General features: G+C 77.0%; 15 protein-coding genes. 13 read left to right on the top strand and 2 right to left on the bottom strand.

Annotation, left to right across the window (positions count from 1 at the left end):
• Positions 1-43: 43 nt before the first annotated feature.
• Positions 44-970, bottom strand: coding sequence for a hypothetical protein (locus BLW63_RS01520; protein ID WP_091150698.1), 927 nt, complete (start codon positions 968-970; stop codon positions 44-46).
• 68 nt (positions 971-1,038) lie between these two features.
• Between BLW63_RS01520 and BLW63_RS01515 the strand changes: the two genes are divergently transcribed.
• The 4 genes from BLW63_RS01515 to chrA are packed head-to-tail and all read left to right on the top strand — an operon-like array spanning position 1,039 to position 4,366.
• Positions 1,039-2,010: a sulfotransferase gene (locus BLW63_RS01515; RefSeq protein ID WP_091150695.1), complete on the top strand. Its 972-nt coding sequence runs from the start codon at positions 1,039-1,041 to the stop codon at positions 2,008-2,010.
• A 45-nt stretch (positions 2,011-2,055) separates the two neighbouring features.
• On the top strand, positions 2,056-2,538 hold the full coding sequence (locus BLW63_RS01510) for a Chromate resistance protein ChrB (RefSeq protein ID WP_244522280.1): 483 nt from the start codon (positions 2,056-2,058) through the stop codon (positions 2,536-2,538).
• On the top strand, positions 2,535-2,966 hold the full coding sequence (locus BLW63_RS01505) for a chromate resistance protein ChrB domain-containing protein (RefSeq protein ID WP_091150693.1): 432 nt from the start codon (positions 2,535-2,537) through the stop codon (positions 2,964-2,966). The genes BLW63_RS01510 and BLW63_RS01505 overlap by 4 nt, the downstream gene beginning before the upstream one ends.
• A 17-nt stretch (positions 2,967-2,983) precedes the next feature.
• On the top strand, positions 2,984-4,366 hold the full coding sequence (gene chrA, locus BLW63_RS01500) for a chromate efflux transporter (protein ID WP_091150690.1): 1,383 nt from the start codon (positions 2,984-2,986) through the stop codon (positions 4,364-4,366).
• On the opposite strand, the gene BLW63_RS01495 is transcribed toward chrA, so the two are convergent.
• A complete protein-coding gene (locus BLW63_RS01495) occupies positions 4,363-4,764 on the bottom strand; it encodes a hypothetical protein (protein WP_211516962.1) in 402 nt (133 codons plus the stop codon). The two genes, chrA and BLW63_RS01495, sit on opposite strands and share 4 nt — an antisense overlap.
• Before the next feature lie 258 nt (positions 4,765-5,022).
• On the opposite strand from BLW63_RS01495, the gene BLW63_RS01490 reads away from it, so the two are divergent.
• The 9 genes from BLW63_RS01490 (at position 5,023) to BLW63_RS01445 (ending at position 13,749) form a co-directional block, all read left to right on the top strand.
• Positions 5,023-5,340: a DUF1905 domain-containing protein gene (locus tag BLW63_RS01490; RefSeq protein WP_091150689.1), complete on the top strand. Its 318-nt coding sequence runs from the start codon at positions 5,023-5,025 to the stop codon at positions 5,338-5,340.
• An 88-nt stretch (positions 5,341-5,428) separates the two neighbouring features.
• Positions 5,429-7,096, top strand: a complete 1,668-nt coding sequence (locus BLW63_RS01485) for a SpoIIE family protein phosphatase (RefSeq protein ID WP_091150687.1) — start codon at positions 5,429-5,431, stop codon at positions 7,094-7,096.
• A 56-nt stretch (positions 7,097-7,152) separates the two neighbouring features.
• On the top strand, positions 7,153-7,929 hold the full coding sequence (locus tag BLW63_RS01480; protein WP_091151169.1) for a cyclase family protein: 777 nt from the start codon (positions 7,153-7,155) through the stop codon (positions 7,927-7,929).
• Positions 7,926-9,575 carry a thiamine pyrophosphate-binding protein gene (locus BLW63_RS01475; RefSeq protein WP_091150685.1) on the top strand — a complete coding sequence of 550 codons (1,650 nt, stop codon included), beginning with the start codon at positions 7,926-7,928 and terminating at the stop codon, positions 9,573-9,575. Before BLW63_RS01480 ends, BLW63_RS01475 begins: the two co-directional genes overlap by 4 nt.
• Positions 9,576-9,800: 225 nt before the next feature.
• Entirely contained in the window at positions 9,801-11,090 is a 1,290-nt protein-coding gene (locus BLW63_RS01470; protein WP_091150683.1) for a S8 family serine peptidase, read from the top strand.
• Positions 11,091-11,131: 41 nt separating this feature from the next.
• The gene (locus BLW63_RS01465; protein ID WP_091150681.1) at positions 11,132-11,365 is read left to right on the top strand and encodes a hypothetical protein; all 234 of its coding nucleotides are present in this window, start codon (positions 11,132-11,134) and stop codon (positions 11,363-11,365) included.
• A 55-nt stretch (positions 11,366-11,420) separates the two neighbouring features.
• Complete coding sequence (locus BLW63_RS01460) at positions 11,421-11,762, top strand: STAS domain-containing protein (protein WP_139263452.1); 342 nt, start codon at positions 11,421-11,423, stop codon at positions 11,760-11,762.
• A gap of 58 nt (positions 11,763-11,820) precedes the next feature.
• A complete protein-coding gene (locus BLW63_RS01455; RefSeq protein ID WP_091150677.1) occupies positions 11,821-12,651 on the top strand; it encodes an NAD(P)-dependent oxidoreductase in 831 nt (276 codons plus the stop codon).
• A gap of 375 nt (positions 12,652-13,026) precedes the next feature.
• The gene (locus tag BLW63_RS01445) at positions 13,027-13,749 is read left to right on the top strand and encodes a dienelactone hydrolase family protein (protein ID WP_091150675.1); all 723 of its coding nucleotides are present in this window, start codon (positions 13,027-13,029) and stop codon (positions 13,747-13,749) included.
• Positions 13,750-13,756 lie beyond the last annotated feature (7 nt).

Below are 13,756 nucleotides of genomic sequence, written 5' to 3'. Positions count from 1 at the left end.
CCGCACGCCGGGCCCCCGACAGGAGGAGCGCTGCGTGCCGCGGTCAGCCGTCGAGCAGCACCGTGCGCAGCTCGTGCGCGCCGTCGGCCCGGGTGGCCTCGTAGAACCAGCGGGCACCGCGCCCGGGCAGGGCCACCACGTCGGCGTAGCGCAGCCCGTGGGGTGGGTGCGGGCTCTGCAGCAGCGGGCCGCCCGCCGCCGCGGTGAACCGGCCGTCGTCGTCGGCCGCGGCCAGCCCGGTGCGCTCCTCCCAGTTCTCCCCGGCCGTGGCGCGCCCGTCGTAGAGCGCCCAGATCCGGTCGCCGTTCAGGACCACGGTCGCGAACCGGACCCCGCGGGCGTCCCAGCTCCCGGGCGTGCCGGCCAGCGCGGTGCCCTGCCAGGTCCAGTCGACCCCGTCGGGGCTGGTGGCGTGCTCGGTGGTCATCCGGTCGGTGGCCCCCGGGTCGTCGAGCGGGTGCACCGAGGCCCAGAGGTGCCACTGCCGGCCGTCGTGGCGCACGACCGGGTCCTTGACCGCCACGCGGTCGCTGCCCGGCAGCACGGTCCGCGGCTCGGCCGTCGCCAGCCCCTCGACGTCGTCGGCCTCCAGCAGGTCGACCCGCCAGTGCTTCGTGCCCGGCGTCGCGCAGCTGACGTACAGCCGCCAGCGCCCTCCGGGCGTGTGCACGAGGGCCGGGCGCTCGAGCGACTCGGCACCGAACCGGTCCTTGCCGACGGCGACCACCGGGGTGAACCGCACGCCGTCGTCCGACCGCGAGACCACGTTGGCGAACCCGCGGCCCTCGCCGACCGGCCGGCGCAGCCGGGCGGCCAGCCACCACGTCCCGTCGACCAGCTGCACCGACGGGCCGCCGGCCCAGGAGCCGGGCCGCGGGTCCTCCGGCTCCAGCACCACCTCGGCGCCGGCCCAGAACCGGTCGGGCGCCGGCGGGCGCACCGGGGACGTCGGGGCGGGGTGGCTGGGCACGCGGCGGCTCCACGGTCGACCGGAGGGGACGCCGTCCAGTCTGCACACCACCGAGGAGGACCCGCCCCGTGACCGGACGCCTGCCCCAGTTCGTCATCGCCGGCGCGCCCAAGGCCGGGACGACGGCGCTGCACGCCGCCCTGGCCACCCACCCCGGCCTGTACCTGTCGCCGGTCAAGGAGCCGAAGTTCTACCTGACCGACGGCCGGCCGCCGCGGTCGCGGCAGCGCGGCCCCGGCGACGCGCACAGCGCCCGCGAGTGGATCTGGCGGCGGGAGGCCTACCTCGCGCTGTTCGCCGCCGCGCCGGAGGCGGCCGTCCGCGGCGAGAGCACGCCGTTCTACCTGTACGACCGCGCCGCCCAGGCGCGGCTGGCCGCCGACGTCCCGGGCGTCCGGGTCGTCGCGGTCGTCCGGGACCCGGTGGACCGGGCCTGGTCGAACTGGGTGCACCTGCGCGCCGACGGGCTGGAACCCGAGGGGGACTTCCCGACCGCGGTGCGGCAGGAGGAGCGGCGGGTCGCCGACGGCTGGGCGCCGTTCTGGCACTACCGCGGGCTGGGCCGCTACGGGGAGCAGCTGCGCGACCTGTACCGGCACGTGCCCCGGGAGCGGGTCCTGCTGCTGCGCTACCGGCAGGTGGTCGACAGCCCGCGGGAGACCCTCGACCGGGTCAGCGCCTTCCTCGGCGTAGCGCCCGGCGTCGCGCACGCCGTCCCGCCGGAGAACGTGAAGCCGTACGTCGCCGACACCGCGCGGTACCGCGCGCTGTCGCGGGCCGTCCGCGCCGGCGGGGCGCTGGGCGCGTACGCGCCGCCGCAGGTGTGGCGGCAGGTGAGCCGCCCGCTGCTCGCGTCCCTGCACGCCGGGCGGGCCCCGCGGCCGCCGATGCCGGTCGGGGTCCGCCGTGAGGTGCTCGAGCCGCTGCTGCCCGACATCGAGCTGCTCGAGGAGCTGACGGGGGAGTCCTTCGCGGACTGGAAGGGCGACACCGGCCGTGGCGACTTCCGCTCGCGGGCGGCCCGCAGCACGCCGTCCTGACCGGCGCCCTGGACGGGACCGCTGCAACCGTGGTTGCATCTGCGCGTGGGTGCGACCGGGGAGTGGGTGCTGCTGTCCTACCGGTTGCCGCGCGAGCCCTCGGGCCCGCGGACGACGCTGTGGCGGCGGCTGCGCCGGCTGGGCGTGGCCCAGCTCGCCGACGGGCTGGTGGCGCTCCCGGCCGACGCCCGCACCCGCGAGTCGCTGGAGTGGCTGGCCGACGACGTCCTCGCCGCCGGCGGCACGGCGGGGCTGTGGGTGGCGCGGCCGGCGACCACGGCGCAGGAGCGCGAGCTGGCCGCCGGGATGGCCGCCGCGCGGGCCGCGGAGTACCGCGCGCTGGCCGAGGAGTGCGCCGCCGCGGTCGCCGCCGGGCCGGCCGAGCGGTCGCGCGCGCTGCGCCGGCTGCGCACCGAGCACCGGGCGATCGGCCGGCGTGACTTCTTCCCGCCGGCGGAGCGGGAGGACGCCGCCCGGGCGCTGCGCGCGCTGGGTGGGACCGCCGCGGCCGAGGAGGTGGCGCGGTGAGGTGGGCAACCCGCGCGGGCGTGCACATCGACCGCGCCGCCTGCGCCTGGCTGATCCGCCGCTTCCTCGACCCGGAGGCGGAGTTCGTCTTCGTCGCCGACCCGGCCGACGTGCCCGCCGACGCCACACCGTTCGACATGCGCGGAGTGGAGCTCGGCCACGTCGGCGGCGACTGCAGCTTCGAGACGATCCTGCGCCGCCACGAGCTCACCGACCCGGTGCTCTGGCGGGTCGCCGAGGCCGTGCACGAGGCCGACCTCGACGACGGCCGCTTCGACGCGCCGGAGGCTCCGGGGCTCGACGTCCTGCTGCGCGGGCTGTCGATGACCGGCACCGACGAGCACACCCTCGCCGTCTCCGGCCCGCTGTTCGACGCGCTGTACGAGTACCACCGCCGCCGCCTGCTGCTCGGCCGCGAGCCGGCCTGACCCCCGCGAGGACACCCGTGGACGCCGACACCCCCGCCCGGCCGCACGAGCAGACGGTCGTGCCCTTCCGCACCGCGGTGCGGGCCTGGTTCCTCATCTCGCTGCAGACCTTCGGCGGCCCGGCCGGGCAGATTGCGGTCATGCAGCGCACGCTCGTCGACGAGCACCGCTGGATCGGCCAGCGCCGGTTCCTGCACGCCATGAACTACTGCATGCTGCTGCCCGGCCCCGAGGCCCAGCAGCTGGCCACCTACGTCGGCTGGCTGCTGCACGGGACCCGCGGCGGGCTGGTCGCCGGCGGTCTGTTCGTGCTGCCGGGCGTCGTCGCGCTGCTCGTGCTGTCGGCGGTCTACGTCGCCTTCGGGACCACCACCGCCGTCCTCGCGGTGTTCGCCGGGCTCGCCCCCGCGGTGCTGGCGATCGTCGCCCAGGCCGTGCAGCGGGTCGCGAAGCGGGCGCTGAACAGCCGGGCGCTGGTCGCGATCGCCGTCGCGGCGTTTCTGGCACTGGCGCTCTTCGGCGTCCCGTTCCCGGTGGTGGTGGCGCTGGCCGGCGTCGCCGGCTGGGCTCTCGGCCGCTGGCGCCCCGCCGCGCTGCCGCAGAAGGCGGCCGCCGCGGGGGACGACGGCCCGCCGCCGGTCATCAGCGACGACGTCCTGCACGCCGAGCCGCCGACCGCGCGCCGGACGCTGCGGGTGCTGCTCGTCGGGCTGCTGGTGTGGGGCGTGCCGGTGGCCGCGGTCGCGCTGCTGACCGGCGCCGACAGCGTGTTCACCCAGCAGGGGCTGTTCTTCTCCGGCGCCGCGGTGGTCACCTTCGGCGGCGCCTACGCGGTGCTGGCCTACGTGGCCCAGCAGGCGGTGCAGGTCTACGGCTGGTTGCAGCCGCGCGAGATGGTGCGCGGCCTGGCGCTGGCCGAGACCACGCCCGGGCCGCTGATCATGGTCGTGCAGTTCGTCGCCTTCCTCGGCGCCTACCGCGACCCCGGCGCCCTCGACCCGTGGTCCGCCGCCGTCCTGGCCTCGCTGCTGGTCACCTGGGTGACCTTCGTGCCGAGCTTCCTGTTCGTGCTGCTGGGTGCGCCCTACATGGAGCGGCTGCGAGGCAACCGGTTGCTGTCGTCGGCGCTGACGGGCATCACCGCGGCGGTGGTCGGCGTGATCGCGAACCTGGGCGTCTACTTCGCCGTCCACACACTGTTCTCCGGCACCCTCGACGTCGACCGCGGTCCGCTGCACCTGGAGCTGCCCGACCCGACGACGCTGCGGCCGGTGCCGCTGGCGATCGCGCTCATCGCGGCGGTGCTGCTGTTCCGGCTGCGCTGGTCGGTGCTGCGGACCCTCGGCGTCTGCGCGCTGCTGGGCCTGGTCGCGGGGCTCGCCGGGCTGCCGGTCGGTTAGCGGCGGGCCGGCAGCCGGCCCTCCTCGTGATCGAGCTCGCGCTCGAGCCGGCGCAGCCCCTCGTCGGGCAGCCGGCCCACGTCGCGCCGGTGCAGCAGCTCCTCCCGCTGGGCGTCGAGCACCGCGCGGCGCACCCGCAGGGCCGCCTCGTACTCCGGTGACATCGGCACCTCGCCGCGCTCGGCGCCCTGCAGCACGTCCAGCCGGCGCCGGTAGCGGTCCAGCCGCCCCTGCAGCTGCGCCCGGATGCCCTCGATGGCGTCGTCGTCGACGTCGTCGTGCTGCTCGGCGGCCAGCTCGTCCCGCCGCCGCAGCCCGGCCTCCACCGACGCCGCCCGCGCCTCGTTGCGCAGCCGGGCCTGGTCGGCCTCGTCGGCGCGCAGGCCCAGCGCGCGCACCAGCTCGGGTCGAGCACGACGTGCGGCTCGGGCAGGTAGGCGTAGGCGATGCCGGTCAGCGTCACCAGCGCGGCCGCCGGCAGGCCGGTGCGGTCGGCCACCCAGCGCACCGCCACGATGACCGCGACCGCGCCCAGGACCAGCAGCAACAGAGTCTCCCCGCGCACCTCGGCATCCTTCCCGGCCCCGCGCCCCGGCCGCGGGGGCGGGTCGGGCGTGCCGCCGATGAGTTGCGGCAGCCCGCACGGTCGGAGGGGCATGACCACCACGCCACGCCTCCCCGGCAGCCCGCCGCAGCGCACCGGCCCGCTGGACACCGCGTTCACCGCCACCCTGGTCCGCAGCTCCGCCCCCGGCGGCTGGACCTACGTGCAGATGCCCGGCTCCGCGGAGTTCTTCGGGACCCGCGGGCTGGTCAGGGTCCGCGGCACCATCGACGGCCACCCGTTCCGCAGCTCCTTCATGGCCCTCGGCGATGGCACGCACAAGCTGCCGGTGGCCGCCGACGTCCGCCGGAGGATCGGCAAGGAGGCCGGCGAGGAGGTCACCGTGCACCTGGCCGAGCGCCTCGGCTGACCCCGCGGCGCTCCGGGGAGGACCGTGGGGGCTGGCGTAGATTCCGTTCGTCAACGACAGTTGCGGGGCGACCGGAGGCCGGGGCGACGTGAGCGATGCGGCAGCGTCCGCGGCGGTCGTCCCGGGGTCCCCGTCGGGTATCGGAGCGCCGCCCGGCGTCGCGGTCTTCGACGGACACTGGACGCTGGTGTCTGTGGACCAGGCCACGGCCGACCTGCTCGGCCGCCGGCGCGAGGAGCTGACCGGCCGCAACATCTGGATCGCGCTGCCCGAGCTGGCCGGCACGATCTTCCACAGCTTCCTGCTGCACGCGCGCAGCGTCGGCGGCCGGGTGACCTGGCGCGGCTACTACCCGCCCGTCGGCAGCTGGCTCGACGCGACCGCGCACCGGGCCGGCGACCGGCTGCACGTCTCGCTGCGGCCCAGCACCGGCCCGGCGCCCGAGGGTCCGGCCGACGTCGCGACCGGCTCGGGCGAGGACGACCGGCTGCGCTTCCTCGCCGAGGTCAGCGAGTCGATGGTCAGCACGCTGGACCCGCGCGAGTCGGTGGCCACGCTCATCGACCTCGTCGTCCCCCGGCTGTGCGACTGGGCCGTCGTCAGCGTGACCCGGGACGACGGCGGAGTCGCCGACGAGCGCTGGGCGCACCGCGACCCGGCCCGGACGGCGGACCTGGACCTCTACTTCGGCGAGCGGGTGCGCACCGCCGCCGACGACAACCCGATGGCGACCGCGTTGACCACCGGCGAGCCGATCCACCTGCCGGTCATCGACCCGGCGATCGTGGAGCCGGCGTTCGGGGGCAGCGAGGAGGTCCGCGCGGCCTGGGAGCGGCTGGACGTCGGGTCGATCACCGTCGTCCCGCTGCGGGCGCGGGCGGAGACCTTCGGCGTCCTCGGCCTGGTCAACGGATCGGCCCGGCCGCCGCACAGCGAGATGGAGATCGCCACGGCGGTGGAGGTGGCCCGCCGCGCCTCGCTGGCCATCGACAACGCCCGGCTCTACGGCCGCCAGCTCGCCGTCGCCGAGACCCTGCAGCGCAGCCTGCTCACCCCGCCGCCGCAGCCCGACGACCTCGAGATCGCCGTCCGCTACCTGCCGGCGTCGAGCACCCTGCACGTCGGCGGCGACTGGTACGACGCCTTCCAGCAACCCGACGGCGCGACGCTGCTGGTCATCGGCGACGTCGTCGGCCACAACGTCGACGCGGCCGCGGCCATGGGGCAGGTGCGCAGCATCCTGCGCGGCATCGCCTACGACCGGAACGAGGAGCCGGCGGGGGTGCTCACCCGCGTCGACGCCGCGCTCACCGGCCTGCGGATCGGCACCTTGGCCACCGCGCTGATCGCCCGTCTCGAGCAGCCGCCGGAGCTCGCCGGCAGCGGGCGGCGGGTGCTGCGCTGGTCCTCGGCCGGGCACCTGCCGCCGCTGCTGCTGCGCCGCGAGGGCCGGGTGGAGCTGCTGCAGGCCCACCCGCAGACGCTGCTCGGCGCCGAGTCGACCCGGCCCCGCACCGACGCGGTCGCCGAGGTCCAGGCCGGCGACACGCTGCTCTTCTACACCGACGGCCTGGTCGAGCAGGGCCGCACGGGCATCGACGAGGGCACCGAGCGGCTGCTCGCCGCCGTCCGCGAGCTCGCCGGGCTCCCGGCCGACGGGCTCTGCGACGAGCTGATCGAGCGGATCGTCGGGCACCGGCCGGAGGACGACGTCGCGATCGTCGCCGTCCGCTGCTCCGCGCAGGACGGCGGCTGACCGGAGCGTGCGGCATGCTCGGCGGGCCGTACCCCGAGCCCGTGGAGGCCACGCCCATGTCGACCCTGTCCGCGTTCGCCGCCGCACTGGCCGGCGGGACCATCGAGGTCGTCGACCTCACCGCCCCGCTGTCGGCGGAGACGCCGGTCATCGCACTCCCGCCCCAATTCGCGCAGACGGCGCGCTTCGAACTGGAGGAGCTCAGCCGGTACGACGACCGCGGGCCGGCCTGGTACTGGAACAACTTCCGGACCGGTGAACACACCGGCACGCACTTCGACGCACCCAACCACTGGGTCACCGGCGCGGACGGCGATGACGTCGCCTCCGTCCCGGCCTCCCGGCTGATGGCGCCGGCCGCCGTCCTCGACTGCTCCGCCGAGGCGGCGGCCGACCCGGACTTCCTGCTCGAGGTCGACCACGTGCGGGCGTGGGAGGCCGAGCACGGACCCCTGCCCGAGGACGGGTGGCTGCTCTACCGCACCGGGTGGGACGGCCGCAGCGGATCGCAGGAGGAGTTCCTCAACGCCGACGACACCGGCCCGCACACGCCCGGCATCTCGCCCGAGTGCGCCCGCTGGCTGGCCGAGAAGGCGCCGGTGGTCGGGCTGGGCGTCGAGACGGTCGGCACCGACGCCGGCACCGCGCACTCCTTCGACCCGCCGTTCCCCTGCCACGCCGCGCTCATGGGCAGCGGCAAGTACGGGCTCACCCAGCTGCAGAACCTGGCGCTGCTGCCGCCGACGGGGGCGGTGCTGGTGACCGCGCCGCTGCCGATCGTCTCCGGTTCGGGGTCCCCGGCCCGGGTGCTGGCCCTGGTCGAGCGGGGATGACGGGCCGCACCACCGTCGCGGAGGCGGTCGGCACCGCGCTGGTCGGCTGCGGCGTCGACACGGTCGTCGGCGTCGTCGGCTCGGGCAACTTCGCCGTCACCAACGCCATGGTCGCCGCCGGAGCCCGGTTCGTCGCCGCCCGCCACGAGGGCGGCGCGGCGACGATCGCCGACGCGCACGCCCGGATGAGCGGCCGTCCGACCGCGCTCACGCTCCACCAGGGCTGCGGGCTGACCAACGCGCTCACCGGCATCACCGAGGCGGCGAAGAGCCGGACGCCGCTCGTCGTGCTGGCCGCCGAGGCCACGTCGCCGCGGTCGAACTTCGCCGTCGACCAGGCGGCGCTGGCCACCGCCGTCGGCGCCGTCCCGATGCGGGTCGCCTCGGCGGCCGGGGCGCTGGACCGGGTGGCCGCCGCCCTCGCCACCGCCGTCCACGGCCGGCGCACGGTGCTGCTCAACCTCCCGCTGGACGTCCAGGCCGCGGAGCTGGCCCTGCCCGCGCGCCCGCCGGAGGTCCCGGCGCCGCCCCCCGTGGTGCCCGGCCCCGCGGAGGTCGAGCGCCTGGTGACCGCCCTCCGGTCCGCCCGCCGCCCGGTGTTCGTGGCCGGCCGTGGCGCCCGGGGGCCCGGTGCCCGCGCGGCGCTGGAGGCGCTGGCCGACCGGTGCGGCGCGCTGCTGGCCACGTCCGCGGTGGCCCGGGGTCTGTTCCGCGGCAGTCCCTGGTCGCTGGACGTCTCCGGCGGCTTCGCCTCTCCGTTGGCCGCCGAGCTCATCGGCGACGCCGATCTGGTGGTCGGCTGGGGGTGCGCGTTGAACATGTGGACGACGCGGCACGGCCGGCTGATCGCCGAGGGGGCGGTGGTCGCACAGGTCGACGACGACCCGTCCGCGATCGGCCTGCACCGCGACGTCGCCGTGGGGGTGGTCGGCGACGTCCGGCGGACGGCGGAGGCCGCGGCGGCCGTTCTGGGCGAGGGGGTCGGCCCCGGGTACCGCAGCCCCGACCTGCGGGCGGCGATCGCCGCGCGGGTGCGCTGGCGCGACGTGCCGTTCACCCCCTCGGGCGGGCCGGACCGGATCGACCCGCGCACGCTGACCATCGCGCTCGACGACCTGCTGCCGGCCGAGCGGGTGGTCGCCGTCGACTCGGGCAACTTCATGGGCTGGCCGAGCGCATTCCTCGACGTCCCCGACGAGTTCGGGTTCTGCTTCACCCAGGCCTTCCAGTCCGTCGGGCTCGGGCTGGCGACGGGGATCGGCGCCGCACTGGCCCGGCCGGACCGGCTACCGGTGGTCGCGGTGGGCGACGGCGGCGCGCTGATGGGGGCGTCGGAACTGGAGACCGTCGTGCGGCTGCGGCTGCCCATGGTGGTCGTGGTCTACGACGACGCGGCGTACGGGGCCGAGGTGCACCACTTCGGTCCGGACGGGCACCCGCTGGACACCGTCCGCTTCCCGGAGACCGACTTCGCTGCGCTGGCCCGGGGTCACGGGTTCGCGGCGGTCACCGTGCGGGCGCCCGGGGACCTGGCCGGGGTGGCCGAGTGGGTGGCCGGGCCGCGGAACGCGCCGCTGCTGGTCGATGCCAAGGTGGCCGCGGACGAGCCGTCGTGGTGGCTCGCGGAGGCGTTCCGCGGCCACTGAAGAAGGACCCCGCATCCCCCCATCCCTCGCGAGCTCGCGCCAGGCTCCGTCCAGAGGCTCGCCGCGGGCTTGCGGGCGGTGAGGAGGACCGGGTCCTTGTTCCTGCAGGGAGGCCGGGGCCTCGGGGTCGGTCGCTGCTGAGGGTGCGGATACGGTGGCGGCGGGTCACGATGGCGCCCGGCACGGGGAGGTCCCGCGCGGCCATCACCGGACGAGGAGGCAGCCGTGATCGGACGACCGACGGCCGGGAGGGACCCGCGACGGGCGCGGATCGGCGTCCCCCCGGGAACCGCGACGACCGGCCGCTCGGTGGTGGTCTTCGCCGACCCGGACCAGGACGGCGCGGCCACGCTGCGCCGGCTGACCGGGCTGTCCGACGTCGCCGACTCCCGCGACGTCGAGCCGGGGGACGCCGACGCCCGGGTGCTGCAGCAGGCCGAGGCGGTCGTCTTCCCCGGGCTGGGCCTGGCCGTCGCGGCGGTCGACCCGCAGCGGCTCGCCGGTGACAGGTCGGTGCTGGCCGTGACGCCGGAGCTGGTGCACCACGTGCTGCCGGAGGTCCCCGAGGGGTACCTCGCCGGCTACCGGGACGCCGTCGCCGACCTCACCGGGCGGCTGCTCGCCCTGCCCGGGGACACCGCCGCGCCGGCCACCCCGCCCTACGTCGACACCCCGCAGTACACCTGGGGCCTGCAGGCCACCGGCGTCCCGGCCTCGCCGCGCACCGGCCGTGGGATCCGGGTGGCGGTCCTCGACACCGGCGTCGACACCGCGCACCCCGACCTCGCCGAGCGGGCGCTCACCGCCACCTCGTTCGTCGCCGGCCAGTCCCCGCGGGACGGGCACGGCCACGGCACGCACTGCGTCGGCACCGCCTGCGGCCCGCGCGCCCCCGAGGGGTCCCGCGGCTACGGCGTCGCCCCGGACGCGGAGGTCTTCGTCGGCAAGGTGCTCAGCGACGAGGGCTCGGGCACAGACGCCGAGATCCTCGCCGGCATCGCGTGGGCGGTGCGCAACGGGTGTCAGGTGATCTCGATGTCGCTGGGCGCCGACGTGGCCGAACCCAGCCCGGCCTACACGGCGGCCGGCCGCCGGGCCCTCGACCAGGGGTCACTCATCGTCGCGGCCGCGGGCAACAACGCCGACCGGGAGAACGGCGACCCCGGCTTCGTCGGCGTCCCGGCCAACAGCCCCGACATCCTGGCCGTCGGCGCGCTCGACCCGTCCCTCGCGGTCGCCGGTTTCTCCGCGCGCAGCACCGACGTCTCCGGTGGACAGGTCGACCTGGCCGCCCCCGGCGTGGACGTGTACTCCTCCTGGCCGCTGCCGGACCGGTACGACACGATCAGCGGGACGAGCATGGCGACCCCGCACGTCGCCGGCCTCGCCGCGCTCTGGGCCGAGGAGAGCGGCGCGCGCGGCCGCGACCTGTGGTGGGCGCTGACCCGGGCGGCCCGGCGGCTGACCGCCCCGTCGGCCGACGTGGGCGCGGGGATCCCGCTCGCGCCGCGGTGAGGACCGCAGCCGTCCGTGGCGGACGGCGCTACGGTCCCCCCGTGACCGCCGTGATCGTGACCGTCGACGACGCGCACCTCACCGGCGTCGGCGCGGTCGCCGACACGCTGCGCGAGCGCGGCCTGCAGGTGGAGCAGGTGCTCGACGGCCTCGGCCTGATCACCGGGCAGCTGCCCGCCGGACAGCCGCTGACCGCGCTGCGGGTGGCCGGCGTGGCGGCGGTGGAGGAGGCCCGCAGCGTCCGGCTGCCCCCGCCGGACGCACCGGTGCAGTGACGACCTCCGGCACCGGCTCGTCGCCGCCCCGGGCGGCCGCCGCCACAGTGGGCACGTGCACCGCCTGAGCCCCGGGTCCGAGCCGCCCAGCGGGTCCTTCCGGGTGGCGCACGAGGACGCCGGGCCGGTGCTGCACCTGGTCGGCGACGTCGACGAGCCCCTGGTGCAGCAGATGCGCGCGGCGGGCCTCGACGAGCGCGAGCTCGTGGCGGTGCAGGTCGCCTCGGTCGGCTACATCGACTCGACCGGGCTGTCGATGCTGGTGCGCTGGGCCCAGGCGGCGGCGCGCGAGGGGCGCCCGGCGGTGCTCCGGTCGGCGTCCCCGCGGTTTCGCACGGTGCTCGACCTGGCCGGCATCTCGGTGCTCTTCGCCCTCGAGGACGACGGCCGCGGCTGAGCGCCCCGCCTACAGTGCCGTGGGCGGCCCGTCGCGGGCCGGGTGGGGGAGGACGAGCGTGGACCGACCGCCGGCGATCGCGCTGCTGGGACTCGGGGAGGCCGGGTCGGAGATCGCCCGTGACCTGGTCGCCGCCGGCGCCGACGTCCGTGGGTACGACCCGCGGGTGGCCGCGCCGCCCGGGGTGCTGCCGCGTGCCGACGAGGCCGCTGCGGTGGCCGACGCCGACCTGGTGCTCAGCGTGAACAGCGCCGCCGACGCCCCGGTGGCGCTGCACAACGCACTTCCCGGCCTGAGCCCGGGCACCGTCTGGGCCGACCTCAACACCGCTGCCCCCGCCGTCAAGCGCGCCTTGGCCGCGACCGTCGCCGGCCGGGGCGTGCTGGTGGCCGACGTGGCGCTGCTGGCCCTGGTCCCCGGGCGGGGCTTGCGCACGCCGATGCTCGTCTCCGGCGACGGCGCCCGCGCGTACGCACAGGTATTGGCCGGGTTCGGCGTGACCGTGGACCTGCTCGAGGGACCGCCGGGCGCGGCGATCTCGCGCAAGCTGCTGCGCAGCGTCTTCTGGAAGGGCGTGGCCGCCGCCGTGGTCGAGGCGGTGGAGGGTGCCGAGGCGGCCGGGGTCGCCGACTGGCTGCGCGCCGACATCGCCGCGGAGCTGGACCGCTTCGCGGCCGCCGACGTCGAGGTGTTCCTCGCCGGCTCCCGCCAGCACGCCCGCCGCCGGTCCGCGGAGATGGCCGCCGCGGCCGAGCAGCTGCGCGACCTGGGGGTGCCGCCGCGGGTGGCGCAGGCCGCCCGGGACCAGCTCGCCGCCCTCGCCGACCCGTCCGGCGCCGCCGACGACGGGACGTTGGGGACCGCCGCCGAGGAGGGCGACCCGGCGTAGCCCCGGACGCCGGGGCCCGCGCCGCGTCCGACGGTTGGCGCGGCCTGCTCGAGGACCGGACGACGCCGCTCGACGTCGCCGCCGTCGACGGCCTGCTCACCCGCGGCGGGACGACGCTGGGCTCGGCCCGCGTGGCACCGAGCTCGGCCAGGAGCTGGAGGCGCGCACCGGCAAGGAGGTGCGCACCACCGTGCTCGGCCACGTGCAGCGCGGCGGCACCCCGACCTCCTTCGACCGGGTGCTGGTCAACCGCTTCGGCCTGCACGCCCCGTCGCCGCGCACGAGGGCTGGTCGGCTGAGGGAAGGACCCCTGCAGGGTCCGGTGGGGCTGGGTAGCGTCCGGGGACCCGACCCGGCCGACGACGGGAGCCGCCCGTGCCCGAGACGACCGTCCCCGGCGGTGCCAGCGCGCCCGGCCTGCGCGCCCACCTCGCCGTCCCGCCGGTGGGGGAGGGGCCGTGGCCGGGCGTGGTGGTGGTGCACGAGGCGTTCGGGCTCAACGACGACACCCGCGCGCAGGCCGACCGGCTCGCCGTCGCCGGCTACCTCGCGCTCGCCCCCGACCTGTTCAGCGCCGGCGGTGCGCTCCGCTGCCTGACGCGCACCTTCGGCGACCTGTTCCGCCAGGAGGGCCCGGCCTTCGGTGACCTGGAGGCCGCCCGCGGCTGGCTGGCCGGGCGCGCGGACTGCACCGGCCGCGTCGGGGTCGTCGGCTTCTGCATGGGCGGCGGGTTCGCGCTGCTCGCGGCCACCCGCGGCTTCGACGTGGCCGCGCCGAACTACGGCATGCTGCCGCGGGACGCCGAGCGGGTGCTGGCCGGCGCCTGCCCGGTGGTGGCCAGCTACGGCCGCCGCGACCGCGCCCTCCGCGGGGCGGCGCAGCGGCTGGAGCGGGTGCTGACCGAGCACGGCGTCCCGCATGACGTCCGGGAGTACCCCGACGCCGGGCACTCGTTCATGAACCGGCACGACAGCGGGCCCTTCGCCGTCCTGGAGCAGGTGGCCGGTCTCAGCCACCACCACCCGTCGGCCGAGGACGCCTGGGCGCGGATCCTGCGCTTCCTCGACACCCACCTGCGGGCGGCCGGCGACCCCTGACCCGGCC

The sequence above is a fragment of the Geodermatophilus africanus genome (genome assembly GCF_900107105.1).
Taxonomy (GTDB): domain Bacteria; phylum Actinomycetota; class Actinomycetes; order Mycobacteriales; family Geodermatophilaceae; genus Geodermatophilus; species Geodermatophilus africanus.
This window is presented reverse-complemented; position numbering and strand designations above follow the sequence as displayed.